At 70.3% G+C, this 24,434-nt stretch carries 20 protein-coding genes; 14 read left to right on the top strand and 6 right to left on the bottom strand.

The window, feature by feature from the left end:
• Nucleotides 1–18 precede the first annotated feature (18 nt).
• The 12 genes from QZ772_RS20205 (at nucleotide 19) to QZ772_RS20260 (ending at nucleotide 12,230) form a co-directional block, all read left to right on the top strand.
• The gene (locus QZ772_RS20205) at nucleotides 19–1,581 is read left to right on the top strand and encodes an acetolactate synthase large subunit (RefSeq protein ID WP_295530036.1); all 1,563 of its coding nucleotides are present in this window, start codon (nucleotides 19–21) and stop codon (nucleotides 1,579–1,581) included.
• Nucleotides 1,582–1,623: 42 nt separating this feature from the next.
• Nucleotides 1,624–2,418: an SDR family oxidoreductase gene (locus QZ772_RS20210; RefSeq protein ID WP_295530039.1), complete on the top strand. Its 795-nt coding sequence runs from the start codon at nucleotides 1,624–1,626 to the stop codon at nucleotides 2,416–2,418.
• Between the two features lie 29 nt (nucleotides 2,419–2,447).
• The gene (locus tag QZ772_RS20215) at nucleotides 2,448–3,485 is read left to right on the top strand and encodes a glycosyl hydrolase (RefSeq protein WP_295530042.1); all 1,038 of its coding nucleotides are present in this window, start codon (nucleotides 2,448–2,450) and stop codon (nucleotides 3,483–3,485) included.
• Nucleotides 3,486–3,501: 16 nt separating this feature from the next.
• On the top strand, nucleotides 3,502–3,993 hold the full coding sequence (locus QZ772_RS20220; RefSeq protein WP_295530045.1) for a VOC family protein: 492 nt from the start codon (nucleotides 3,502–3,504) through the stop codon (nucleotides 3,991–3,993).
• A 35-nt stretch (nucleotides 3,994–4,028) separates the two neighbouring features.
• The gene (locus QZ772_RS20225) at nucleotides 4,029–4,631 is read left to right on the top strand and encodes an amino acid synthesis family protein (protein WP_295530049.1); all 603 of its coding nucleotides are present in this window, start codon (nucleotides 4,029–4,031) and stop codon (nucleotides 4,629–4,631) included.
• A 20-nt stretch (nucleotides 4,632–4,651) separates the two neighbouring features.
• Entirely contained in the window at nucleotides 4,652–5,524 is an 873-nt protein-coding gene (locus QZ772_RS20230) for an alpha/beta hydrolase (RefSeq protein ID WP_295530052.1), read from the top strand.
• Nucleotides 5,521–5,817 (top strand): NIPSNAP family protein, encoded by a 297-nt coding sequence (locus QZ772_RS20235; protein WP_295530056.1) that lies wholly within the window; start codon nucleotides 5,521–5,523, stop codon nucleotides 5,815–5,817. Before QZ772_RS20230 ends, QZ772_RS20235 begins: the two co-directional genes overlap by 4 nt.
• 40 nt (nucleotides 5,818–5,857) lie before the next feature.
• Nucleotides 5,858–7,543 (top strand): bifunctional 3-(3-hydroxy-phenyl)propionate/3-hydroxycinnamic acid hydroxylase, encoded by a 1,686-nt coding sequence (locus QZ772_RS20240; RefSeq protein WP_295530059.1) that lies wholly within the window; start codon nucleotides 5,858–5,860, stop codon nucleotides 7,541–7,543.
• A gap of 95 nt (nucleotides 7,544–7,638) precedes the next feature.
• Nucleotides 7,639–9,066, top strand: coding sequence for an NAD-dependent succinate-semialdehyde dehydrogenase (locus QZ772_RS20245; RefSeq protein WP_295530063.1), 1,428 nt, complete (start codon nucleotides 7,639–7,641; stop codon nucleotides 9,064–9,066).
• A 7-nt stretch (nucleotides 9,067–9,073) separates the two neighbouring features.
• Entirely contained in the window at nucleotides 9,074–10,525 is a 1,452-nt protein-coding gene (locus tag QZ772_RS20250; protein WP_295530066.1) for an NAD-dependent succinate-semialdehyde dehydrogenase, read from the top strand.
• A 64-nt stretch (nucleotides 10,526–10,589) separates the two neighbouring features.
• Complete coding sequence (locus tag QZ772_RS20255; protein ID WP_295530069.1) at nucleotides 10,590–11,177, top strand: nitroreductase family protein; 588 nt, start codon at nucleotides 10,590–10,592, stop codon at nucleotides 11,175–11,177.
• A 51-nt stretch (nucleotides 11,178–11,228) separates the two neighbouring features.
• Complete coding sequence (locus tag QZ772_RS20260) at nucleotides 11,229–12,230, top strand: tripartite tricarboxylate transporter substrate binding protein (RefSeq protein ID WP_295530072.1); 1,002 nt, start codon at nucleotides 11,229–11,231, stop codon at nucleotides 12,228–12,230.
• Between the two features lie 75 nt (nucleotides 12,231–12,305).
• On the opposite strand, the gene QZ772_RS20265 is transcribed toward QZ772_RS20260, so the two are convergent.
• The 6 genes from QZ772_RS20265 to QZ772_RS20290 form a co-directional block, all read right to left on the bottom strand.
• On the bottom strand, nucleotides 12,306–13,331 hold the full coding sequence (locus QZ772_RS20265) for a YCF48-related protein (RefSeq protein WP_295530075.1): 1,026 nt from the start codon (nucleotides 13,329–13,331) through the stop codon (nucleotides 12,306–12,308).
• Nucleotides 13,332–13,353: 22 nt separating this feature from the next.
• Nucleotides 13,354–15,744, bottom strand: a complete 2,391-nt coding sequence (locus tag QZ772_RS20270) for an efflux RND transporter permease subunit (RefSeq protein WP_295530085.1) — start codon at nucleotides 15,742–15,744, stop codon at nucleotides 13,354–13,356.
• A 62-nt stretch (nucleotides 15,745–15,806) separates the two neighbouring features.
• Nucleotides 15,807–17,456 (bottom strand): DUF1302 domain-containing protein, encoded by a 1,650-nt coding sequence (locus QZ772_RS20275; RefSeq protein WP_295530088.1) that lies wholly within the window; start codon nucleotides 17,454–17,456, stop codon nucleotides 15,807–15,809.
• A gap of 42 nt (nucleotides 17,457–17,498) precedes the next feature.
• Nucleotides 17,499–18,905 (bottom strand): DUF1329 domain-containing protein, encoded by a 1,407-nt coding sequence (locus tag QZ772_RS20280; RefSeq protein WP_295530091.1) that lies wholly within the window; start codon nucleotides 18,903–18,905, stop codon nucleotides 17,499–17,501.
• A gap of 483 nt (nucleotides 18,906–19,388) precedes the next feature.
• Nucleotides 19,389–20,003, bottom strand: coding sequence for a cytochrome b (locus QZ772_RS20285; protein ID WP_295530094.1), 615 nt, complete (start codon nucleotides 20,001–20,003; stop codon nucleotides 19,389–19,391).
• A 31-nt stretch (nucleotides 20,004–20,034) separates the two neighbouring features.
• Complete coding sequence (locus QZ772_RS20290) at nucleotides 20,035–21,489, bottom strand: aldehyde dehydrogenase family protein (RefSeq protein WP_295530097.1); 1,455 nt, start codon at nucleotides 21,487–21,489, stop codon at nucleotides 20,035–20,037.
• 338 nt (nucleotides 21,490–21,827) lie between these two features.
• On the opposite strand from QZ772_RS20290, the gene QZ772_RS20295 reads away from it, so the two are divergent.
• Together QZ772_RS20295 and QZ772_RS20300 are read left to right on the top strand one after the other, a co-directional pair.
• A complete protein-coding gene (locus QZ772_RS20295; protein WP_295530101.1) occupies nucleotides 21,828–22,790 on the top strand; it encodes a helix-turn-helix domain-containing protein in 963 nt (320 codons plus the stop codon).
• A 166-nt stretch (nucleotides 22,791–22,956) separates the two neighbouring features.
• Nucleotides 22,957–24,429: an APC family permease gene (locus QZ772_RS20300; RefSeq protein WP_295530104.1), complete on the top strand. Its 1,473-nt coding sequence runs from the start codon at nucleotides 22,957–22,959 to the stop codon at nucleotides 24,427–24,429.
• Nucleotides 24,430–24,434 lie beyond the last annotated feature (5 nt).

The raw sequence follows: 24,434 nt of genomic DNA on the forward strand, positions 1-24,434 counted from the left end.
GCAAAGAGGACATCGGCGATGACTGAGCAGACTGGCGCCCAGGCCCTGTGGGCGGCGCTCTCAGGCGAAGGGGTGGACACCTGCTTCGCCAACCCCGGCACGACGGAGCTGGACCTGGTGCGCGCGCTGGAAGGCCAGGATTCGATCCGCTGCGTGATCGGCCTCCAGGAGAACGTCTGCACCGGCGCGGCCGACGGCTATGGGCGCATGACGGGGCGGCCGGCCGCCACGCTGCTGCACCTGGGCCCCGGCTTCGCCAACGGCATCGCCAACCTGCACAACGCACGGCGGGCGCGCACGCCCATCGTCAACCTGATCGGCGACCACACCAGCTGGCACCTGCCCTTCGATGCGCCGTTGACTTCCGACATCGAGTCGCTGGCGCGGCCGGTGTCGGGCTGGGTGCACCGCATCGACGGCACGGCTGACGCGCCGCGGGCAGCGGTCGAGTCGGTGCGCCAGTCGCTGGCCGGCGGCGGGCAGGGCGCGACGCTGATCTTCCCTGCGGACTACCAGGCCGAAACGCTGCCGGGCACGGCTGCGCCTTCTCCGACCGACGCGGGGGCGGTCGTCTCCGGCCCGTCGGCGGTCGACCTGGCGGCCTGCGCGCAGCGCCTGCGCGCGGCGCGCCGCATCGTCATCCTGCTGGGCGGCGGCGGCGAGCAAGGCGGTCTGGGCGCGCGCGCCCAACGTGCCGCAGCGCGCCTGTGTGCGGCCCTGGGGGCCACTGCCTATGCCGAGACCTTTCCGGCCCGGGCCGAGCGCGGTCAGGGCCTGCCGGCCTTCGACCGGCTGCCCTACTTCCCCGAACCGGCGCGCGCCGTGCTCGACCCGGCCGACCTGGTGCTGCTGGCCGGCGCACTGCCGCCGGTCACCTATTTCGGTTACGCGGGCCATCCCAGCCTGATGGTGGAGGCCGAGCGCCTGCTGAGCCTGGGCGCGCCCGGCCATCCGGTGGCCGAAGCGCTGGAGCAACTGGCCGAAGCGCTCGATGCGCCGGCCTTCGAAGCCCCCGTGCATCCGCTGCCCGCCGCACCCGCCGGCCCGCTCACGCCCGCCGCCATCGGTGCCGCGCTCACGCGCGCCTTGCCCGAGGGCGCCATCGTCTCGGTCGAAGGCGGCACCTGCGGCTATCCCTTCTACGCCGCCTCGGCCGCGGCAGCACCGCACACGGCGCTCACCAACACCGGCGGCGCCATCGGCCAGGGCCTGCCCGTGGCCGTGGGCGCGGCCATCGCCTGCCCCGAGCGTCGGGTGGTGGGCCTGCTGTCGGACGGCAGCACGCAATACACGATCCAGGCGCTGTGGACGATGGCGCACGAGCAGCTCGACGTTGTCGTGCTCATCGCCGCCAACCACCAGTACGCCATCCTGCGCAACGAACTGCGCCGCGGCGGCGCTGCGCTGGGCAAGCGCGCCGAGGCGCTGACGGCGCTCGACTCGCCCCGCATCGACTGGGTGGGGCTGGCGCAGTCGTACGGCGTGCCGGCGACGCGTGCCACGACCGCCGAAGAACTCGCGGCCCAGCTGCAGGACGCCTTCGGGCGCCGCGGCCCGGCCCTCATCGAAATGGCCCTCTGACGTCCTGCGACGGGCCGCAACGCATCCAAGGAGCAATCGAACATGGACCTCAGACTCAAGGGCAAGGTGGCCGTCGTGACCGGCGGCAGCCTGGGCATCGGCCGCGCAGTGGCCGAGGCCTTCGCGGCCGAAGGCGTGCGCGTGGCCATCGTGGCCCGCAGCCAGGGCGCGCTGGAACAGGCCGCGCGCGAGATCACCGAAAAGACCGGCACCGAGGTGCTGGCCGCGCCGGCCGACGTCAGCGACACGGCGCAGGTGCAGGCGGCCGTCGACAAGGTGGCGGCGCACTTCGGCCGCATCGACATCCTCGTCAACGGCGCGGCCCATCCGGGCGGCCTGGTGCGCAGCGAGATCGAGAACGCCGACCCCGAAGGCCTGCTGCAGGACATCGACATCAAGGTGGTGGGCTACATGCGTTTCGCCAAGGCCTGCGCGGCGCACATGCGCAAGGGCGGCTGGGGCCGCATCGTCAACATCGGCGGGCTCACCGGGCGCGGCAGCAAGCAGCTGTCGGGCATGCGCAACGTGGCCGTGGCCCACATGACCAAGACGCTGTCCGACCAGCTCGGCCCCTCGGGCATCACGGTCAACGTGATCCACCCCGGCGTGGTGGAAACGCCGCACATCCACGAGCTCTACGCCAAGGAGGCCAAGCTGCAGGGCCTGACGCCCGCGCAGGTGGAGGCCAACTACGCCAAGGCCACGCCGATCCGCCGCGTGCTGCAGGTGGGCGAGATCGCCGACGTGGTGCTCTTTCTATCGTCCGACCGGGCGGCGGCCATCACCGGCGAATCCATCGCGGTGGACGGCGGCATCACGCGCGGCATCTTTCTCTGAGACACGCAACGACCACAGGAGCAAGCGACATGAACGGAACCATTCTGGTGGGCACGGCGGGGCAGGGCATCCTGCGCAGCGTGGACGACGGCGCGACCTGGCACCGCCTGGGCCTGAAGGAGGCCATCGAGTTCGACGGCACGGTGCGGGCGCTGGCCGTGGACCCGGCCGACCCCAGCCGCGTGCTGGCCGGCGCGGACGTGGGCATCTGCCTGTCCACGGACGGCGGCGCGCACTTCCAACGCATGGCCTCGCCGGCCGACGGGCAGACCGTCTGGGCCCTGGCCTTCAGCCCGACGGACCCGAAGCTGGTGCTGGCCGGCACCGGTGCGCCCTCGCGGGCCTGCATGTTCCGCTCGCGCGACGGCGGCCTGAGCTGGGAGCAGCTGAATGTGGAACTGCCCGAGTTCTGCGCCGGCGTGCACCGCCCGCGCATTCTGACCATCGCCTTCCATCCGCACAGAGCCGGCGAGGCCTGGTTCGGCGTCGAGGAGGGCGGCGCCTGGCGCACCCGCGACGCTGGCGACACCTGGGAGCGCATCGACACGCCCGGCCGCGGCATCAACAACTCCGACATCCATGCCATCGCGGTGCTGCCAGCCACGGCCGACGCACCGGCCAAGCACATCGTGGTGACCGTCAATTCGGTGTGCGAGAGCACCGACGATGCCGAAAGCTTCCGCTGCCATCCGTCGAAGGACCGCTTCGACGGCCTCTACTACACGCGCACGGTGCAGCCACTGGACGCGGAGGGCCGCGAGCTGCTGCTGGCCATTGGCGACGGCACGCCGGGTTCGCGCACCCGCATCTACCGCTCGGAGGACCGCGGCCAGACCTGGGCGCAGACGCTGCTGAACACGGCGCCCAACTCCACCGTCTGGGCCTTCGGCACGCATGCCAGCGACCGCGGCCTGCTCTTCGCCGGCACCAAGTACGGCCACCTGCTGCGCTCCACCAACGGCGGCCGCACCTGGTTCAAGGAATGGCGCGATTTCAGCGAGATCACCTCGGTGGCCTGGACGCCCTTCGTCGCGCCCGTGCACGCCCATCCGCAGTCCATCAACTGATCCGCAGAGGTTTGCCATGAACACCCTTGCTTGCGCGCCTGCCGCCGAGTCCGTTCGCCCCCGCATCCGCCGCACCCACCTGGCGCTGTTCGTGAAGGACCCCTTTGCCTCGGCCCCCTGGTACGAGGAGGTGCTGGGCATGGAGGTCACGGCGCGCGGCGCGCGCTGGGTGTTCCTCTCCTTCGGCCGGAAGCACCACGACATCGCGCTGATCCAGGTCGACGAACCCGAGTCCGCCAGCCGGGGCAGCGTGAACATGCAGCACTACGGCCTGGAGATCGAGGGCGGCCTGGACGACCTGCGCCGTCTCTACGGCATGCTGCTGCGCAAGAACGTGGAGGTGGTCAAGACCACCGACCACAAGGTGGGTTACGGCCTGTACTTCCACGACCCCGACGGCCACCGCTTCGAGTTCTTCCTCGAACTGGTCCACGACGACGAGGAAGCCAAGCGCCTGCTGGGCGAATACAACGCGCCCAGCGACAACTTCGACCTGCAGCCGCTGTGAGCGGCGCAAATCCCTTTCCCCAAGACATGCACACCATGAGCACTCCCGACCTCAGCGCCTTCCACATCCGCAAGTGGTACCTCCAGATCGAGGACACCCTGGCCGGCGAGACGGGCGCGCCCGCCGACGGCGAGCCGCTGCGCAAGATCGTCATCGCCGCCTGCCTTCGCAACCCCTTCGCGGGCCGCTACGTGCAGGACCTGTCCGAATGGATCGAGCCATCGCCCGAACTCGGCAAGGAGTTCGGCCGCCGCATCCGCGAGGCCGCTGGCGGCCTGGACATCCAGAGCTACGGCAAGGCCTGCCTGGTGGGCATCGACGGCGAGTACGAGCACGGCAACGCGCTGCTGACCAACCCGGCAGCCAACCCGGTGCGCGAGGGCGTGGGTGGCGGCAAGTCCTGGGTGCCGTCGACCGGCAAGCGCGGCGGCCCGGGCACCGTCATCGACATCCCCCTCGCGCACAAGGATGCGCTGTACGTGCGCTCGCACTACGACACCGTCACCGCCATGTTCGCCGACGGGCCCAACCGCGACGAGGTGGTGCTGATCTGGGCCTTCGCCACCCGCGGCCGGCTCAATGCGCGCCTGGGCGGCCTGAGGGCCTCCGAGATCAAGGGCGAGGACGGCCTGGTCTGAGCGCCGCAGCAGAGACCTCCATGCAACGCCGCGACCACCGCCTGGCCCTGAACGGCTTGGCCTTCCACGTCACCGAATGGGGCGACCCCGACGCCTGGCCGGTGCTGATGCTGCACGGCATCCGCGGCTATGCCGAAACCTTCGCCGGTCTGGCTGCCGCGCTGCAGCCGGGTTTTCGCGTGATCGCCTTCGACCAGCGCGGCCGCGGCGAGACCGACTGGGACCCGAAGCACGACTACTACACCGACGCGTACGTGGCCGATGTCGAGGCGCTGGTGGCGCAATTGGGCCTGCAGCGCTTCGACCTGCTGGGCCACTCCATGGGCGGCATCAATGCCATCGTCTATGCCGCGCGGCACCCGCAGCGGCTGCGCCGCCTGGTCATCGAGGATGCCGGCCCCGGCGCCTTCGAGGCCAGCGACGGCGCCACTCGCATCCGCAAGGAGCTGGCGACCACGCCCACCACCTTCGCGACCTGGGACGAGGCCGCGGCCTTCATGCGCGCACTGCGCCCCACGGTGACCGAAGAGGCGCGCCAGCAGCGGCTGCAGAACATGCTCAAGCCGTTGGCCGGCGGCGGCTTCACCTGGCGCTACGACCACGCCGGCATCGTCGCCACGCGGCTGAACCCCGACCCGGCGCGCAAGGTGGACCTGGCGGCGCATGTGGAGCAGCTGCGCTGCGAGACGCTGGTGGTGCGCGGCGGCCGATCCGACTATCTGCAGCCGGCCATGGTCGCGCACATGCAGGCGCTCAATCCGCGCATCGCCGCCGTCGAGATTCCCGACGCCGGCCACTACATCCACGACGACCAGCCGGCGCTCTTCGCCGAGGCCGTCACCGCCTTCCTGAAGCGGCCCGAAACGGCCGCGAGCGACCCTCTCCGACCATGATCCACGAACTGCGAACCTACACCCTGGTGCCTGGCGGCGTGCGCGACTACCTGCGCATCTACAACGAAATCGGCCGCGAACTGCAGACCCGCACCCTCGGCCACCTGGTGGCGCTCATGACGCCTGAGAGCGGCGACGTCAACCAGCTGGTCTTCCACTGGGTCTTTGACAGCCTGGACGAGCGCAGCCGCCGCCGCGCCGCGCTGATGGCCGACCCGGCTTTCGCCGAATTCCGCAAGCAGGTGCGCCACCTGCTCGTTCGGCAGGAAAGCCGGCTGCTCGCGGCTGCCTGAGTTCGCGTCCGGCGCCCCGTCCCACGACCCTGGAGTCCCTATGAGCGCTTCCGTGGAAGAAGTCCCCGTCCTCATCATCGGCGCCGGCCCGGTCGGCGCCACGCTGGCCAACCTGCTGGGCACCTACGGCGTGCGGACGCTGGTGGTCGAGCGCAGCCCCGCGGTGCTCGACTTTCCCCGCGCGGTGGGCCTGGACGACGAGGCCCTGCGCACCTTCCAGGCCACCGGACTGGCCGCGGAGATGCTGCAGGACATGATCCAGAACGTGCCGATGCGCATGTACACGGCGCGCAAGCAGTGCTTCGCCGAGATCCTGCCCAGCACGCGCGAGTTCGGCTGGTTCCGCCGCAACCTGTTCTCGCAGCCCCTGGGCGAGAAGACGCTGCGCCGCGGGCTGGCACGCTTTGCCGACGTGCAGCTGCGGCTGGGCCTGGAGCTGGTCGCGCTGGCGCAGGACGAGGCCGGCGTCACCGCCACTCTGCGCGACGAGGCCGGCGCGCAGCAGCAGGTGCGCGCCGCCTACGTGGTGGCCTGCGACGGCGGCCGCAGCACCGTGCGAGAGATGCTCAAGCTGCCCTACGAGGGCCGCACCCACCCGGCCAAGTGGGTGGTGATCGAATGCGACCAGGACCCGCTCGATGCGCCCTACACCGCGCTGCATTGCGAGCCGGCGCGGCCCTATGTCTGCCTGCGCCTGCCCTATGGCCTGCGGCGCTGGGAGTTCATGCTCTTCCCCGGCGAGGACGGCGAGCAGATGCTGGCACCCGACAAGGTGCGCGAGCTGCTGGGCCGCCATGTGGCTGATCCGGCCGCGCTCAATGTGATCCGCGCCCGGGTCTACACCCACAACTCGCGGGTGGCGGGCAGTTTCGTGAGCGGGCGGGTCTGCCTCGCTGGCGACGCTGCCCACATCACCCCGCCGTGGATCGGCCAGGGCCTCAATGCCGGCATCCGCGATGCCTTCAACCTGGGCTGGAAGCTGGCCTGGATCCTCCAGGGGCGGCTGCGGCCCGAACTGCTGGCCAGCTACAACGACGAGCGCCATGCGCATGCCAAGGCCATGATCGACCTGGCCGACACCTTCGGCGCCGTGCTGTCGCAGCGCAACCCGCTGCTGGCATGGGCGCGCGACCGATTCTTCATGGCCATCCGCGGCATTCCCGCGGTGCGCGACTATGTCTTGCAGATGAAGTTCAAGCCCATGCCGCGCTTCGTGCAGGGCGTGGTGCGCAACAGCGGCGTCGCGGCGCGCGACGCGCTGGTGGGCCGCATGTTCATCCAGCCCAACGTGGAGCGTGTGCGGGGCGTCGGTGAGAAGCTGGACGACGTGGTCGGCCCGCGCTTCGCGCTGATCAGCTGGCGCTGCGATGCGCTGGCCGATGCGCCGCCCTCGCTGCGCGGGCAACTCGCATGCCTGGGTTGCGACCACTACCTGGCCGTGCGCTCGCGCAGCGCGGGCAACGAGGCGGGTTCGCCCATGCCGACGCAGCCTTCTGGCACCCTGATCGAGGATCTGGAGAACGGCCTGCACCTGTGGTTCCAGGGCAAGGACGTGGACTGGGTGCTGATCCGGCCCGACCGCTTCGTCGCAGCCGTCGGCCGCCGCGGCGACGCGGTGGCGGAACTGGGCGCCTTCTGCGCTTCGGTGCTGCCAGCGGCGGACGCGGTGCTTCCCGCGGCGGCGGCCAACCATGCCTGCCTCGCCGCCGAAGCCCTCGCCGCCTGACCGTTTGTTCCGCTCTCCCGCACGCGAGAGTCCGCGCGGGCCCCGACGCGCCGTGCTGCAGGCGGCTTCGCGGCCCACCCTTACCCACATGCTCCATGTACCCCGACCTCTTTCTGTACATCGCCGGCCGCTTCATCGGCGTCGAAGGCCGCCGCACCCAGGCCGTCCAAGACCCGTCCACCCTCCAGCCGCTCGGGCGCCTGCCGTGGGCCGAGCCCGAGGACGTGGACACCGCCGTCCAGGCCGCCCATGCGGCCTTCGCGGGCTGGCGCCGCGTCTCGCCCGTCGAGCGGTCCGAGCTGCTGCGACGCGTGGCCGCGCTGGCGCGCGAGCGGGCGCAGGCGATCGGCCATGCCATGACGCTGGACAACGGCAAGCCGCTGGCCGATGCGGTGGCCGAGGTGCTCAACGCCGCCGAGCATGTGGAATGGCATGCCGAGGAAGGCCGGCGCATCTACGGCCGCGTGGTGCCGGCGCGCCAGCCGGGCGTGCGCCAGCTGGTGGTGCGCGAGCCGGTCGGCGTGTGCGCCGCCTTCAGCCCCTGGAACTTCCCTTTCGGCCAGGCCATGAAGAAGGCCGCAGCGGCCATCGCCGCCGGCTGTCCCATCGTGCTCAAGGGACCGGAGGAGTCGCCCAGCGCGCTGGTCGCCATGGCGCAGCTCTTCCACGACGCCGGCCTGCCTGCGGGCGTCTTCAACCTGCTGTGGGGCGTACCGGCTGACATCTCGCGCCAGCTGATCGAAGCGCCCGAGGTGCGCGTGGTCTCCTTCACCGGCTCGGTGCCGGTGGGCCGGCAACTGGCGGCGTTGGCCGGGCAGCACATGAAGCGCATGACCATGGAGCTGGGCGGCCACGCGCCGGTGCTGGTCTTCGACGACGCCGACGTGGACGCCGCCGTGGCCCTGCTGACGCGGCTCAAGACGCGCAATGCCGGCCAGGTCTGCGTCTCGCCGAGCCGCTTCTACGTGCAGTCGGGCATCCACGACCGCTTCGCCGCCGCCCTGGCGGACGCGCTGGCCGACGTGAAGGTGGGCCATGGGCTGGAGGTCGGCGTGCAGATGGGACCGCTGATCCATGAACGGCGCTTCCAGGCGGTGCAGGCGCTGGTCGAGGATGCCTGCGCGGCGGGCGCCGAGCTGCTGACCGGCGGCAGACGGATCGGCGCGCAGGGCCACTTCCACGCGCCCACCTTGCTGGCGCAGGTGCCGGCCCGCGCGCGACTGATGCAGGAAGAACCTTTCGGTCCCATCGCCGCCCTCGTGCGCTTCGACACCGTGGAAGAGGCGCTCGCGCAGGCCAACGCCTTGCCCGTCGGCCTGGCCAGTTACGTGTTCACCCGCTCGCTGCAGACCGCCACCCGTGCGGGAGACGGTCTGGAAGCCGGCATGGTCAACATCAACCATTCGGGCATGGCCCACCCGGAACTGCCCTTCGGCGGCATCAAGGACAGCGGCTTTGGCAGCGAGGGCGGCACCGAATCCTTCGACGCCTTCCTGAGCACCAAGCTCATCACGCAAATCTGAAGCAACCATGCTGACCCTGAACGATCCCTCCCTGCTGCGCACTCAATGCCTGGTGGCCGGCGAATGGATTTCCGCTGAGCGGACCATCGTCGTCACCAACCCGGCCACCGGCGCGCTCATCGGCCACGTGCCGCGGCTGGACGCCGCCGACACGCGGCGCGCCATCGCGGCGGCCGACGCCGCCTGGCCGGCCTGGCGCCGGCGCACGGCCCACGAGCGCTCGGCCGTCCTGGCACGGTGGCATGCGCTCATCCTGCAGAACCAGGAAGACCTGGCCCGAATCATGACGGCCGAACAGGGCAAGCCCCTGGCCGAGGCGCGTGGCGAGATCGGCTACGCCGCCTCCTTCATCCAGTGGTTCGGCGAGGAGGCCAAGCGGGTGTACGGCGAGACCATTCCCTCGCCCGTGGCCTCGCAGCGCATCGTGGTCGTGCGCGAGCCCGTGGGCGTGTGCGCCGCCATCACGCCCTGGAACTTCCCGGCCGCGATGATTACCCGCAAGGCTGGGCCGGCGCTCGCGGCCGGCTGCACCATGGTGGTCAAGCCCGCCAGCCAGACGCCACTCACGGCCCTGGCGCTGGCCGTGCTGGCCGAGCGTGCCGGCGTGCCGCCGGGCGTGCTGTCGGTGCTGACCGGGTCGGCAGGCGACATCGGCACCGAACTCGCCACCAACCCGGTGGTGCGCAAGCTCAGCTTCACGGGCTCGACCGAGGTGGGCCGGCTGCTGATGCAGCAGACGGCGGCCACGATCAAGAAGGTGTCGATGGAGCTGGGCGGCAATGCGCCCTTCATCGTCTTCGACGACGCCGACCTGGATGCCGCGGTGGAGGGGGCACTGGTCTCCAAGTTCCGCAACGCGGGCCAGACCTGCGTGTGTGCCAACCGGCTCTACGTGCACGACGCGGTGTACGACGTCTTTGCCCGCAAGCTGGCCGATGCACTGGCCAAGCTGCAGGTCGGCCCCGGCGACGCCGAGGGCGTGCGCATCGGCCCGCTGATCGACGAGGCCGCCGTGGCCAAGGTCGAAGAGCACCTGAACGATGCCGTGGCGCACGGCGCGCAGGTGCTGGCGGGTGGCCGGCGCCATGCGCTGGGCGGCACCTTCTTCGAGCCCACGGTGCTCACCGGTGTCACCCAGGCCATGAAGGCGGCGCGCGAGGAAACCTTCGGGCCCATCGCGCCGCTGTTCCGCTTCCGCGACGAGGCCGAGGTGGTACGCCTGGCCAACGACACCGAGTTCGGCCTGGCGAGCTACTTCTACGCCCGCGACCTGGGCCGCGTCTGGCGGGTGGCGGAGCTGCTCGAATACGGCATGGTCGGCGTCAACACCGGCCTCATCAGCAACGAGGTGGCGCCCTTCGGCGGCGTCAAGCAGTCCGGGCTGGGGCGCGAGGGCTCGCGGCACGGCATCGAGGACTACCTCGTCATCAAGTACATCAACATGGCCGGCATCTGCTGAGACGCCGAGACGCCGAGACGCGCGAGCGCCGCCCGACCCTCTTTCTTTCGCACAGGAGCATTTCATGAGCAACCCCCGTCAACCCGCCCATCCCATCGACCCGCTGTTCACCGAGCGCTGGTCGCCCCGCGCCTTCACCGAAGAGGGGATGCCACAGGCCACACTGATGAGCCTGCTCGAAGCCGCGCGCTGGGCGCCCTCGGCCTACAACGTGCAGCCCTGGCGCTTCATCTATGCGCACCGCGACACACCCGCCTGGCAGCCCATCTTCGGCAGCCTGGTCGAGTTCAACCAGATGTGGACGAAGCGCGCCGCCGCACTGGTGGTGATCGCCTCGGCCCGCGAGGCGGTGTTCCCCGGCGCCGCCGCGCCGGCGCCCAATGCCTCGCATGCCTTCGACGCCGGTGCCGCCTGGGCCAGCCTGGCCTTCCAGGCGCAGCTGTCGGGCTGGTCGGCGCATGCCATGGCGGGCTTCGATGCGGCCAAGCTGCGCGCCGCCATCGGCCTGCCCGAGGCCTATGCCATCGACACCGTGGTGGCCGTGGGCCGCAAGGGCGATCCGGCCGTGCTGCCCGAAGGCATCCGCGGCCGCGAGCTGCCCAGCGATCGCCGGCCGCTGTCGCAGACGGCCTTCGAAGGCAGCATGCGCTAGAGCCGTCGCGCCCAGTCCGAACCATCCGCCGCCATGAAGGAAAGACGCACCATGTCCCAGTCCTCGTTCCTCGAGCGTCGCCGTGCGATGGCGCACCTGGGCGCGGCAGCGCTGTGCTGGGTGCCGGCGCTGCCGGCCTGGTCGCAGGCCTATCCCGCCAAGGCGCTGACCATCGTGGTGCCGTTCGCCGCGGGTGGCAGCATCGACGTGGTCGCACGACAGATCGCCTCGCGCCTCTCGGCCCGGCTGGGGCAGAGCGTGGTGGCCGACAACGTGGCCGGTGCCTTCGGGACCATCGGCACGGAGAAGGTGGCCCGCGCAGCGCCGGACGGCCGTACCCTTCTGTTCGTGGTGTCCAGCCCGCTGAACGTGGCGCCAATCCTCAACCCGAGCGCTGTACGTTACGACGCGTTCAAGGACTTCCTGCCCATCGCCACCGTGGGTCGCCTTCCCGTCATGGTCGTCGGCCGCACCGGCCTGCCGGCCGATTCGATGGCGGCGCTCATCCAGTTGGCGCGGGCGCGGCCGGGGGCATTGAACTTCGGCACCGATGGGACGGGATCGCTGCTCCACATCACCGGCGAGCTGATCAAGCAGCGCGCCGGCGTGGACATCGTCCATGTTCCCTACAAGGCGGCGCCGCAGGTGCTGACGGACATCGCGGGCGGGCAGCTCGATCTGGGCATCCTGCCTGTGGCCCTTGCACAGCCGCTGGTGCGCGAGGGCCGTGTGCGTGCCTACGCCGTCACGTCGCCGGGCCGCCTGCCCGGGCTGCCGCAGGTGCCGGCACTGGCCGAGCTGCCCGGCTTCGATGGCGTGTCGCTCACCTCCTGGATGGGGCTGTTGGCGCCGGCGGGCGTGCCCGCACAGGTGGCGACGCTGCTCACGGATGCGATGAAGGCCGCGGCTTCCGATCCGGCGCTGGTGGCGCAGCTCGTGGAGCGCGCCATCGAGCCGGACGTCGTCGTGGGCGGCGACTTCGCCGCGCTCCTTCGCAGCGAGCGGCAGCAGATCGCCGGTGTGGTGGCACGCACGGGCCTCAAGCCGGAATAGCCCTTACGCTCCGCGCCCTGCCAGGCAATCGGGCGCCGCGGTCCGTCGTTTGTCGGCACGGCGGCGACCGGCGTCCTAATCCGACGGCCACTGCGCCTTGAAGGCGTCCCCTGGCAGCACACCCTGACGAGAGTAGGCCACGGGCCGTCCCTGCGAATTGGCCAGGACGCTGGTCAGAGGCAGCCGGTCAGGCCGCGAGGCGGTGGCTAAGCTGCGGCCATCGTCACGGCTGATGAGCAGCAATCCGTCCAGGCCCACGCCGATGATCCGGTCGCCAGCGCTCGCGAGGGCCGTGATGGACGCCGTTGTGTGCGTGTCGATACGTTGCCAGCTCTGGCCCATGTCCGCGCTGCGGTACATCGAGCCCCGCAGGCCGGCGACCAGCAGGGCTCCGCCGGGCGTCGCAGTGCCGGTCCAGAAGGAGCCGGCATAGCCGGTGGACAGGTAGCGCCAACTCCTGCCCTGGTCGTCCGAGCGCAGCACCATGCCGCGCTCGCCCGGCGCGTAGAGCCGGCCCTGCGCGTCGGCGAAGAGGCCGTACAGATTGAGGTCGGCCCGCTTGGCACCCTCGGGCGGGCTCAGATCCACGGCCTGCCAGTGGGCGCCGCCGTCCTGCGTCACCAGCACCAGCGACCACAGGCCCACGGCCACGCCGTGCTGTCGGTCGAAGAAGTGCAGGGCGAACAGGGGACGGTCGTGCTGCACGTCGCTGCGCTGCAGTTGCCAGGTTTCGCCGCCGTCTTCGGTGCGCAACAGCACGCCCCAGTGCCCGGCCGCCCAGCCGTGCTGCGCATCGACGAAGGCGACGGCCGTGAGCGCCACGTCCACCGGCACGCTGCGCGCCTGGCGATGGCTGCGGCCGCCGTCGTCCGACAGCAGCACCACGCCGTGGTCGCCCACCGCCACGATGCGGTCGCCCGCGCGGGTGCTGGCCAGCATGGTGGCGCGGTCGGCATGCGCCACGCGCACGGCCGGGATCAGGGTCGGCGCTGCGGCCTGGGCGGACAGGGCCGGTGCGCTTGCCTGGGCCGCACAGCCGGCGGCCACGAACAGGGCGCTGGCGGCCAGCGCCCGCGCGAGGGTGCACAGAGAAGGTTTCATCGGCGGGTGAGCCATTGCTTCGTCAGTGGTGTTGCAGGCCGGTCGCGCGCACCGGGCGGCGGTGGGGGAAGAGCCGTTCCAGCCATACCGCCATGGCGGGCAGGGCGGTCATCGCCATCACCATGTTCACCATGAACATGAAGGCGAGCAGCTTGCCCATGTCGGCCTGGAACTTGAGCTGCGAGAAGGACCAGGTCGCCACGCCCACGGCCAGCGTGATGGCGGTGAAGATGGTGGCGGTGCCCACCTCCAGGATGGCGTGCTCGATGGCGCGCACGATCGGCTCGCCCGCCGCCAGGTGCATCAGCAGCCGGTTGTAGATGTAGAAGGCGTAGTCCACGCCGATGCCCACCGCCAGCACCATGACCGGCAGCGTGGCGACCGTCAGGCCGATCTGCAGCTCCTTCATGAACCAGTAGCCGATGAAGGTGCCCACGGTGAGCGGCAGGCAGCAGGCGATCACGGCACGCAGGTCGCGGTACACCGCGAAGACCAGCACCACGATGGCGGCGTATACGTACAGCATCATGGGCAGTTCGCTTTTCTCGACCTCGTCGTCGATGGCCGCGAGCACGCCGGCATTGCCGGCCGCCAGGCGGATCTGCACGCCCGGCATGGCATGCGCATCGCGGAAGGTCTTCACGGCCGCGATCACGCGCTGGATGGTGGCGGCCTTGTGGTCGGTGAGGAAGAGGTTCACGGCCGTCATGCTGCAGTCCTTGCGCATGGTGCCGCGGATGCGGGCGATCTCGGTGGATAGGGCCGCATAGTTGGCCGGGTCGATGGGCACCACGCCCATCTTGGGATTGCCCTCGTTGTAGCCCTCGTTGTACAGGCGCAGCTGTCCGGCGTACGACGAGATCGACAGCACGCCCTCCACCGGCTGCATGGCCCATGCGAAGCGGTCCTGGTAGAGCCCGACGTTCACGTTCTCGCAGCTCTCGGGGGGCGCCTCGAAGACGACGGTGAGCCAGTCCAGGCCGGTGTCGAAGTTGCGCGAGATGGAGGCCGCGTCGCGGTTGAAGCGGGCGTCCTCGCGCAGTTCTGGTGCGCCGGGCTGCAGGGTGCCCACCACGCGGTCGCGGCTCTCCCATGCGGCGGCCGTGAAGATGGCGGCGGTGGCCAGCAGCACGGCCGCCGCCGGACGGGGCTGCGCCACGCGGGCCAGCACGCGCAACCAGCCCGAGCGCCGCTCGCGCTGCAGCAGGGCCTGTTCGGCGAAGTCGCGGTTGACGTCGAAGAAGGAGGCAGCCACGGGCAGCATCACCAGGTTGGTGACGATCTTGTAGGCCACGCCCAGCGAGGCGGCGATGGCGAGCTCGCGCACCATGGGGATGGGGATCATCAGCAGCGTGACGAAGGAGACGAAGGCCGTCACCAGCGCCAGCGTGCCGGGAATCAGCAAGCCGCCGAAGCTGTCGCGGCAAGCCTCGTAGGTGCTGCGACCCTGCGAGATGCGCCGGACGATGTAGTTGATCTGTTGCACGCCATGCGACACGCCGATGGCGAAGACCAGGAAGGGCACCAGCACGGCCAGCGGATCCAGCCCGAAGCCCAGCAGCCGCAGCGTGCCGAATTGCCACACCAGCGAGGCCAGCGAACAGGCGATGGGCAGCAGCGTGAAGCGCCAGGAGCGGCAGTACCAGTACACGGCCCCCGCGGTGAGCAGCAGCGCCACGGCGCAGAACTTGAGCACCGAGCGCGCCCCGTCGGCAATGTCGCCGATCTGCTTGGCGAAGCCGATGATCTGGATCTCGAAGTCCGCGTCCTCGAAGCGGTCGCGCAGCTTCTCTTCGAGCAGGTGGTTGTAGGCCACGTAGTCCAGCTTGCGGCCGTCGGCGCCGTACTCGGCCAGCTCGGCCGTGACCATGGCGCTGGTCTGGTCGCGCGAGACCAGCGTGCCGATGAAGCCGCCCTGCGCCGCTGCGCGCCGGATGCCGGCGATGGCCTCGGGCGTGAGGCGTTCGGGCGTGATGGTGGCGTCGATCAGCGGATCGGCGCGGAAGCCCTCCTCGGTGATCTCGTTGACGAAACTGTTGGGCGTCCACAGCGACTGAACGCCCAGCCGCTCAATGCCGGGCAGGTAGGTGACGGCCTGCGTCACGGCATACAGCCGCTGCAGCGCGGCGGGCGTCCAGATGGTGCCGTGGCGGGCCTTGACCACGACGTTGAGCCGGTTGGCGCCGAGCAGATCCTCGCGGTAGTCCTGGAAGGTCCGGATGTATTCGTGGCCGGAGGGCATCTGCTTGTCGAAGCCCGCGTCCATGCGCAGCTGGGCGGCGAAGCCGGCCATCGCCAGCGTGAACAAAGCCAGGATGGCCAGGATGGCGCGGCGGTGCGAGAAGCAGAAGGCTTCGAGCCGCTGCACGCCGCGCTGCAGGGCGGAAGAGGGGGCGTCGGTGGTTTCAGGCACGGAAGGCTTTCGACGAGCACGCCGCCCGCCGCCACGCGGGCGGCGGCGGGCAGTGCGCGGACTCAGAAGTTGCGCGAGAGGGTGACGCCGATGAAGTTGCGGTCGCGGTAAGGCTGGTCGAACACGCGCTTGCCGCCGAAGAAGGCCGCGTAGTTGATCGAGGCCTGCCACTTGGCCGGGTTCTGCACGAAGGTCACCACCAGGTTCACGGACTTGGCGCCTTCCATCAGCTGGCCGGCACCGTTGGGCGTGCGGCCCTTCACGGCCTGGAAGTAATACACCTCGGGGATCACCTGCCAGCCGGGGATCAGCGTGCCGTCGTAGACCCAGCTGAAGTCCAGGTTGTAGCCCCAGGCGTTCCTGGTGCCGACCGGCTGTGGCGTGCCGGCGGCGCTGAATTCCTGCCCCCAGCCCCAGGCGCCGGCGGCGATGGGGTCCGGCCCGTAGAAGGGCTGGAGGTTCGGGTAGCGCACCACCACCGATTCGGCCATCAGCGTGGCCGTGTCCGCGCCCAGCAGCCGCAGCAGGCCGCCCGCGTTGCTGGGCGTGAGGCTGAGCATGCCGGTCAGGTGCCACTGCAGCTTCTTCTGATCCACCCAGCAGTTGCCGTTGTTGTACGAGCAGCCGCTGGCTGCGGGGTTGAGCGCGACGGCGTCGCGCGGCCGGTACGACAGCTCGGTGCCCACCGACCAGTCGCCCACCGGCATGTTGGCGCTCAGGCCGTAGAGGCGGCGGTTCTCGGCATAGGCCCAGCCGGGCCGGCCGGTGCCGCCGGCGTTGGTGCTGAAGTTGAGCGCCTTGTCGTGGTAGTTCATCGCGTAGGCGCCCAGGTTCAGCTGAGTGCCTTCAGGCTGCCACTTGAGGGCGGTGCCCCACTGGCCGCCATTCTTCGGCTTGACCTCGATGAGGCCGTAGGCGTCATGGCCCTTGCCCATGCCGTTGGCCGTCGACCAGTAGGAACCAGTGGGCGGCATGTAGTTGCCGTTCCAGCGGGCCTGCACGTAGCCCTCGAAGTTCAGCCCATGGCCCAGCCCGGTGGCGAAGCTGGCGATGGGCGCGGGCAGCACCGCCTCCTTCAGCTGGGTGCCGGGCTGCGACAGCCGCATGATGTCCAGCGCGTTGGTGGCGTTGATGCCGCCCGGCAGGAACAGGCTCTCGCCCCAGCTGATCACCTGGTTGCCCACGCGCAGGCGGGCCGTCTGGTCGCCGAGCTGGAAGGTCTTGCTCACCCAGAAGTCCAGCAGCCGGGCCTTGAAGCGCAGGTCGCTGCGGGCGTCGCTGGCCAGGCCGCCGGGCAGGTCCAGCGGCGAATTGGCGCTGATGTAGCCGGTGGTGTTCGTCGCGGTGAGGTCGCGGATCCAGTTCACCCGGCCGAGGAAGGTGAAGTCCTCCGGCATCTTCAGCAACAGCTCGTGGCTGCCCTTGACGTAGGTGGTGAAGGCGTCGCCCTTGCCGTAGTTCAGGTCGCCCTGGTCGCCCAGGGACGAGGTGGGCGCCAGGCAGCCCGTCGGGGCGCCCGCACCGCGCGCGCCCTGGGTGATGAGCGTGCACGACGGGTCCTTGGCACGGATGCCGGTGCCGATGCTGATGGTGGAGTCGAAGCTCCCGCGCAGGCTGTCGGTCTCGAAGGTGAAGGCGTGGGCGGCGCCGGCGGCGGCCAGCAGGCAGACGGCCGGCACGGCGCGCAGCCGGAAGCGGGCAGGGGCGTTCATGGGAACTTCTCCTCGGCGTGTTGTTGTGGGGGTGGGCCGGGTTCAGCGCTCGCTGATGGCGCGCAGGTTGTCGGCCGTGTAGAAGCTCGCGCGCATGCGCGGGCCGGTCGGCTCGGTGAACCAGCGGATGTCCTTGCCGGTGCCCACGGTGTGGGTGTCGAACACGTAGCGGCCTTCGGCCAGGTTGTTCTGCACCATGGCCATCACGTCGCAGGAGCCGGTCTCGTAGACGGGGATGAGGAAGCCCTCGCGCATCTTGGCCAGCTTGCCCTGGCCGTCGAAATCGTCCATCAGCAAGGGCGACCAGCTGTCCTCGTCGAGGTAGATGGTGCGCTTGGGGGCGGAGTGGCGCATGCCGGCCTTCACCGTCGCCTCGATCACCCACACGCGGTGCAGTTCGTAGCGCCGGTGCGAGGAAGCGATGAAGTCGTCACGTGCGACGTCCTCGAACTTCGCCTTGAAGTCGTAAGCGCCGAAGGCGTTGTAGGGCACGTAGATCTCCTTCTTGCCCACCAGCTTCCAGTCGAAGCGGTCGAGCGCGCCGTTGAAGACCTGCGGCTCGTCCAGCGTGTACTGGTTCTCCATGCCGATCTGCGGCGCGTCGTGCGAATAGGTGGGCATGCGGCGAACGCGCCGCTGGCCCGGGAAGTAGTAGAAGGTCTCGTTCTCGGCCTGGTTCAGGTACTGGGTGATGGCCAGGGCCTGGCCGGCGAGCGCGGCGGGCGCCGTGTAGCCGAAGTACACGTAGAACTCCACCGGCGGCAGCGAGGAGAGCGGCTGAGAGCCCTTGGCGCCGGTGGGAATGAACACGGTCTGCTCCGAATCGGCGCGGATCCATTCGGTGCTGCCACGGCGCGGCGACACGGCGGTGATGGTGCCCTTGTAGTCCACGCCCACGCCGCGGTAGCGCATCTTGGAGTTCCACATCGCCTCCACGCCGCTGGCCGGGATGGGGAAGGGATAGCCCGGCACCGTGGCCTCCTTGAGGCTCCAGCCGTCGTCGTTGAGGCGGGCGGTGCCCAGGTTCCTGCGCGTGTTGGCGGCCACGAAGTCGGGAACGCCGCAGCTGCGGTGCGACGGATAGACCTCCATGCGGTAGTCCTTGCGCTGCTTGAGCATGGCCACCTGACCGGCCGACAGCTTGTCGGCGTACTTGTCGACGTTGGCGGCGTCGATGGTGAACAGGGGCTTCTCGTCCTTGTGCTTCCAGTAGTCCCGGCGCAGCTTGCCCCACTCCCAGCCGGGCAGGGGTGCCTCGGCGCCCTGCCAGGCGGGAATGCTGCCGTCGGCGTTGCCCTCGCGCTGGGCGCCGGAGGGCGTGAGCTTGTCCAGCTGGCTGGCATCGGGTGCGGCCAGGGCCGTCAAGCCCGGCGACAGCAGGCCGGCGACGAGGGCCGCCGCCAGCGTGAGGCGGCCGGGGCGAAATGAACGGGCAGAAGGCTGGGCCATGGGGGCTCCTGGAACGTGAGGAATGAACGGAGTGGTGCGTGCGGTCCCGCGGCACCTTGGGGGCGCCGTCTCCCGCTTTTGCCAAGCAGGAGTGGGGTGACGTGACTGTCGGGGCCAGCCGGAGCAGGGCGTTATCCGAGATCGGCAAGCTTTGAAGCGGGCGGGGAATCTGCGCCTGCCGACCCAGCGGCAGAGAGATCGGGCCTGACGCGCTCGCCACGTCAGTGGTCGAAGGCGCCACGCGCCACCCGCACGGCGTGAGACCGGCTCAACTCCAAAATCGAGTGGCCGCGGAGCAGGCCAAGCCAGGGCACCCACGGAACTGGCTTTGCCAGGCCGTAGGGTGCGCCCCCCAAGCCGAAGGCGACAGAGAGGGGCTGAGGGCCGCGGCTCCAAGCCTGCCAGTGCAGGCTTGGACGTGCCCGAAGAGCAGCCGCCTCTGGCGGCCGCCCCGAGCGTTGAAGCGGCTTGGGGGTGCTTCTTCTACTGCGGCAGCATGCGCCGCAGGACCGCGTCCTTGCGCACGAAGTGGTGCACCAGGGCGGCGCTCACATGCACCAGCACCAGCGGCCAGGCCAGCCAGGCACCGATGAAGCTGTGCACGGCCCAGGCCACGTCTTCCAGCCCGGTCACGGACAGGCCGAAGACGCCGCGGATCCAGCCTGCGAAGGCGGTGTCGCGGCAGGCCGGGACGACGAACAGGCCGAAGTCCGTCGGGTCGTAGGTGGTCATGTAGCCCGACAGCGGCATCAGCAGCAGGATGGCGTAGAGCGCCCAGTGGGCGACGTCGGCCGAGCGGTGCTCCAGGCGCGAGCCCGGCACGTGCCGCGGCGCGCCGAAGGCGAGCCGCCACGCCAGCCGCGGCAGCGTGAGAAAGCCGATGCCCAGGCCCAGCACCCAGTGGATGTTGAGCAGCGGCACGACCCGGTCGGCATCGGGCACCGTGCCGAACAGCGCCGGCTTGATGCTGGTCTGCGGATCGACGAACCAGATCACGTAGTACACGACCACGTAGGCCGTGATGAAGGCCGCCGCGGTGGCCCAGTGGAAGAGCATGGAGGCACGCCCCCAGGCATCGATGGTGTTGCGCCAGGCCATGTGAAGCTCCCTCGTGGACGCCGCCGCCGGATCAGCCCGGCAGCAGTACGGTGACCACCTTCTCCTCGGTGTACGCCAGTGCCCCCGGCAGGCCGCCCTCGCGGCCGATGCCGCTGGTCTTCAGGCCGCCCCAGGGCAGGTTGGCATCCAGCGGGCTCCAGCAGTTGACGCCGACTGCGCCGGCCTTGAGGCGTGCCGCCACGCGATGCGCGCGGGCCAGCTGGCCCGTCCAGACGGTCGCCGCCAGGCCGTAGGCGGAGTCGTTGGCCAGGGCGACGGCCTCGTCTTCGGTGTCGAAGGGGATCACCGTGCCGACGGGGCCGAAGATCTCCTCGCGGGCGATGGTCATGCGGTTGGTGGCACCGGCAAAGATGGTGGGCTGCACGAACCAGCCCTTCTCGGGCCGCGACACGCCGCCGGCCAGCAGCTGGGCGCCTTCGTCCAGGCCGGTCTGGATGTAGCGGTTGACCCGCTCGAACTGCGCCTTCTTGGCCACCGGCCCCATCTGCACGCCCGGCTGGCGCGGATCGCCCACCGTGATGGCGCGGGCCGCGTCGGCCAGTGCCTGTGCGAAGGGCTGGGCGAGCGAACGCTGTACCAGGATGCGCGAGCCCGCCGCGCACACCTGGCCCTGGTTGACGAACAGGCCCAGCGCGCAGCCGCGCAGGGCGCCCTCGAAGGAGGCGTCGTCGAACACGATCTGCGGGCTCTTGCCGCCCAGCTCCAGCGTGACCCGCTTGAAAAGCGGTGCGGCAATGCGCTGGATGGCCCGGCCGGCCTCGGGGCTGCCGGTGAAGCTGATCTTGGCCACCAGCGGGTGCTCGCACAGGGCACGGCCGACCACGTCGCCGAAGCCTGTCACGACGTTGATCACGCCATCGGGGAAGCCGGCCTCCTGCGCCAGCTGGGCCAGGCGCAGGGCGGAGTGGGGCGTCTCCTCGGCCGGCTTGACGACCACCGTGCAGCCGGCGGCCAGCAGGCCGGCCAGCTTCCACACGGTGATCATCAGCGGCGAGTTCCACGGCACGATGGCCGCCACCACGCCGACCGGCTCGCGCAGCGTGTAGGAGAGCGTGGGCGTGCCCATGTAACCCGCGGTGGGCACGGTGCGGCCTTCGAGCTGATTGGTCCAGCCGGCGGCGGCGCGCAGGTTCGCCACCGCGTTGGGCACGTCCATCATGCGCGGCTCCATGGGCGAGCGGCCGATGGCATGGGCGTCCATGTCGGCGAGCAGCGCGGTGTCGCGCTCCACCAGGTCCGCCAGGCGCAGCAGCAGCCGGGCGCGCTGGCTGCCGTCGAGACGGCTCCAGGCGCCGCCCTCCAGCTGCGCATGCGCGGCGGTGACGGCGCGGTCCACGTCCTCGGCGGTGCCGCTGGCGGCGCTGCCGCAGGCCTGCTCGTCGATGGGGCTGACGAGGCGCAGGCGCCCGCCGTCGGACGCTTCGGTATGCGCGCCTTCAATGAAATGGTTCAGGGTCTGGGTCATGGTGGTCTGCCGGTGTTCGGGCGGCCGGAGTGTGGATGGCCCTGGCCGACGGCGTTAGCCCAAATCAGCAAGCACGCCTTGCCGCACCTGCACCGGCGCGGTGCTCGCCGGCCTTGCCCCGGTTTGCACGATTGTTGCTTGGATGAAATTTCGCAACGTAGTGCTTTTCCGTCGGCGAAGCTGAGCGCTCCCTGATCAGGCTCTTCTGGAGCTCGGTCCTGACGGCAGGGGGTTTCCCGGGTGCGGCACCGTATGCGTCGAATGCAGAATTTTTGCCTTGCGCAAAAACAGCAACAAAGATTGGTCGATCAGACACGTACCGAGCAAAGGCCTGCGCCATGAACCGAAGCATCCACCATTTCCAGGACCTGCATGCCCATGCTGCGTCGGTGACGCAATGGCGCCAGCTCTACAGCCAACTGACGGCCGGGGCACTGGACAGTTCGCTGCAGCAGTTGTCCAGCGAGCGCTGCCACGTGTTTCGCGAGCGCATCAACCAGCGCGTGGTGCAGCAGGGCGAGGCGCCGGCCGGGCGCGTGTGCTTCGCGGTGCCCATCGCGGTGCCGGGCAGCGTGCGCATGCAGGGCCGCGATGCGGACGCCCACAGCCTGTTCTTCCTGCGTGGCGGCGAGGAATTCATGTTCCATATGCCCACCGGCATGGACATGCTGTCGGTGACCTTCGACCGGGACTTCTTCGACACCGCGCTGCGGGACACGCCCTGCGCCGACGAGGTGGCACAGCTGCTGCGCCAGCCTGTCATCAAGGTGCCGGCGCCGCGCTTCGCCGAATGCCGGCAGCGGCTGCTCGCCATGTTCTGCGAGGCACTGGCCAACGACGAGCTCAGCGGCACGCCCGCCCGCCAGGACGAACTGGAACAGGCCATGCTGGACGAGCTGCTGCGGCTGGTGCTGGACCCGGGCTGCGACCGCCGCCAGCGCAGCGCCAGCTCCACGCAGGACTTCATCGTCGAGAAATGCCACCGCCTGGCCATGGCCGACACCGTGACCGCCCCGACCGTGATGGACCTGTGCGAGCGCCTGCAGGTCAGCCGCCGCACGGTGCAGAACAGCTTCCGCGCCGTGGCCGACACCACGCCGCTGCACTACCTGCGCTCGGTGCGGCTCAACGGCGTGCGCCGGGCCCTGACGGCGAGCCGCGCCTGCGACCTGAGCGTGGGCGACGCGGCGGCGCAGTGGGGCTTCTTCCACCTGAGCCACTTCGCCGCCGAATACCAGGCCCTGTTCGGCGAACTGCCGTCGCAGACGCCGCGCGCGGCGCGCTGGGGTCACGACGCCTGAGAAGCGTCGAGCGCCCACCGGTACGGCGGCCCGGCGGATTGCCGATCCGGGATACCGCGGCCAGGCCCGCCCTTCCTAGACTGGACGCTTCCGCGGCCGGCGCCCCGCTCACCGGTCTTGTTCCCGCACTTCTGCGTGCTTCTTCACGCAACCCGACCGACGCACCATGGAAGCGCTCACCTCTGCGACGACGCCTGCCCACGACACGGCCCCTGCCCATGCCACCGGCCTGCGCCGCGGCACGTTGAGCGCGGGCTTCATCACCCTGCTGGTCATCTCCGCCGCCAGTCCGCTCAGTGTGGTGGCCGGCGGCTTTCCCATCGGCATGTTGCTCGGCAACGGGGCGGGAACGCCCGTGCTGGTGCTGGTGGCGCTGGGGCTGCTGCTGATGTTCGCGGCCGGCTATACCGCCATGGCCACCTGCGTGACGAGCGCCGGCGGCTTCTATGCCATGGTGGCCCGGGGGCTCGGCGGGCGGGCCGGCGGCGCGTCCGCCATGGTGGCGGTGTTCGGTTATGTCACGCTGCAGTTCGGGCTCTACGGCCTGCTGGGCGCCGTGGCTGCCGAGGCGCTCCAGGCGCAGTTCGGGTGGGCCGTGCCCTGGTGGTGCTGCGCCTTCGCCGCCATGGCCAGCGTCGCGGTCTTCGGCTACCGGCAGATCGACTTCTCGGCGCGTGTGCTCGCCGTGTTCGTGGTGGCCGAGTACCTGGTGGTGCTGACGCTGGACGTGCTGATCCTGGGCCACGGCGGTGCGCGCGGCATCGACGCGCACTCCTTCTCGCCCGCGGCCTTCACCAGCGGCAATCCCTTCATCGGGCTGCTCTTCTGTTTCGCGGCCTTCATCGGCTTCGAGGCCACCACCATCTACAGCGAAGAGGCCAAGGATCCGAAGCGCAGCATTCCCATCGCCACCTATGCGGCGCTGCTGTTGGTGGGCGGCTTCTATTCCTTCTCGCTGTGGTGCCTGGTGCTCGGTGCAGGCAGCGACCGTGTGGTGGCCACCATCGCCGCACTGGCCGACCCGACGAACCTGCTCTACCTGCTGTCGGACACCTACGCCGGCCACGGCTTCACGCTGCTGCTGCGGCTGATGTTCATCGCGAGCATCTATGCCGGGCTGATCGCCTTCCACAATTCCAGCGCGCGCTACTTCTACGCCATGGGCCGCGAGGGCCTGCTGCCGGCCCGCCTGGGCTGGACCCACGTGCGCCACCGCAGCCCGCACGTGGCCTCGGTGCTGCAGACGGTGCTGAGCGCGGTGGCGGTCGGGCTGTTCGCGCTCATGGGGGCCGATCCGGTGCTCACGCAGTTCGCCTGGCTGAGCAATCTGGCCACGCTGTGCCTGCTGGTGCTGATGATCGCGACGGCGGTGGCGGTGGTGCGCTTCTTCCACGCCGACGCGCACGGCCATGGCAGGCTGCGCATCCGCGTGCTGCCGATGCTGGCCTGCGCGGGCCTGGCCGCGGTGCTCGTGCTGGCGGTGGCCAACTTCCACGTGCTCACGGGCGCCAGCCGGGGCATCTCGCTGGCGCTGGTGCTCACGGTGCCCGCAGCCGCCCTGGCGGGCTGGCTGGCCGCATCGCGGCTGGCGCGGCGCGATCCGAAGCGCTTTGCCGGCCTGGGCCAGGACCGCGCCTGAGGACG

Origin of the sequence: uncultured Pseudacidovorax sp., assembly GCF_913773995.1 — a bacterium.
Taxonomy (GTDB): domain Bacteria; phylum Pseudomonadota; class Gammaproteobacteria; order Burkholderiales; family Burkholderiaceae_C; genus Xenophilus.

Bases quoted from the DNA above. Each gene is read 5' to 3' on its own strand.
- QZ772_RS20285 (WP_295530094.1), bottom strand. From the start codon at position 20,003: ATGGCCTGGCGCAACACCATCGATGCCTGGGGGCGTGCCTCCATGCTC.
- QZ772_RS20210 (WP_295530039.1), top strand. From the start codon at position 1,624: ATGGACCTCAGACTCAAGGGCAAGGTGGCCGTCGTGACCGGCGGCAGC.
- QZ772_RS20290 (WP_295530097.1), bottom strand. From the start codon at position 21,489: ATGACCCAGACCCTGAACCATTTCATTGAAGGCGCGCATACCGAAGCG.
- QZ772_RS20300 (WP_295530104.1), top strand. From the start codon at position 22,957: ATGGAAGCGCTCACCTCTGCGACGACGCCTGCCCACGACACGGCCCCT.
- QZ772_RS20215 (WP_295530042.1), top strand. From the start codon at position 2,448: ATGAACGGAACCATTCTGGTGGGCACGGCGGGGCAGGGCATCCTGCGC.
- QZ772_RS20225 (WP_295530049.1), top strand. From the start codon at position 4,029: ATGAGCACTCCCGACCTCAGCGCCTTCCACATCCGCAAGTGGTACCTC.
- QZ772_RS20245 (WP_295530063.1), top strand. From the start codon at position 7,639: ATGTACCCCGACCTCTTTCTGTACATCGCCGGCCGCTTCATCGGCGTC.
- QZ772_RS20235 (WP_295530056.1), top strand. From the start codon at position 5,521: ATGATCCACGAACTGCGAACCTACACCCTGGTGCCTGGCGGCGTGCGC.
- QZ772_RS20295 (WP_295530101.1), top strand. From the start codon at position 21,828: ATGAACCGAAGCATCCACCATTTCCAGGACCTGCATGCCCATGCTGCG.
- QZ772_RS20250 (WP_295530066.1), top strand. From the start codon at position 9,074: ATGCTGACCCTGAACGATCCCTCCCTGCTGCGCACTCAATGCCTGGTG.
- QZ772_RS20265 (WP_295530075.1), bottom strand. From the start codon at position 13,331: ATGAAACCTTCTCTGTGCACCCTCGCGCGGGCGCTGGCCGCCAGCGCC.
- QZ772_RS20205 (WP_295530036.1), top strand. From the start codon at position 19: ATGACTGAGCAGACTGGCGCCCAGGCCCTGTGGGCGGCGCTCTCAGGC.
- QZ772_RS20230 (WP_295530052.1), top strand. From the start codon at position 4,652: ATGCAACGCCGCGACCACCGCCTGGCCCTGAACGGCTTGGCCTTCCAC.
- QZ772_RS20275 (WP_295530088.1), bottom strand. From the start codon at position 17,456: ATGAACGCCCCTGCCCGCTTCCGGCTGCGCGCCGTGCCGGCCGTCTGC.
- QZ772_RS20220 (WP_295530045.1), top strand. From the start codon at position 3,502: ATGAACACCCTTGCTTGCGCGCCTGCCGCCGAGTCCGTTCGCCCCCGC.
- QZ772_RS20240 (WP_295530059.1), top strand. From the start codon at position 5,858: ATGAGCGCTTCCGTGGAAGAAGTCCCCGTCCTCATCATCGGCGCCGGC.
- QZ772_RS20260 (WP_295530072.1), top strand. From the start codon at position 11,229: ATGTCCCAGTCCTCGTTCCTCGAGCGTCGCCGTGCGATGGCGCACCTG.
- QZ772_RS20255 (WP_295530069.1), top strand. From the start codon at position 10,590: ATGAGCAACCCCCGTCAACCCGCCCATCCCATCGACCCGCTGTTCACC.
- QZ772_RS20280 (WP_295530091.1), bottom strand. From the start codon at position 18,905: ATGGCCCAGCCTTCTGCCCGTTCATTTCGCCCCGGCCGCCTCACGCTG.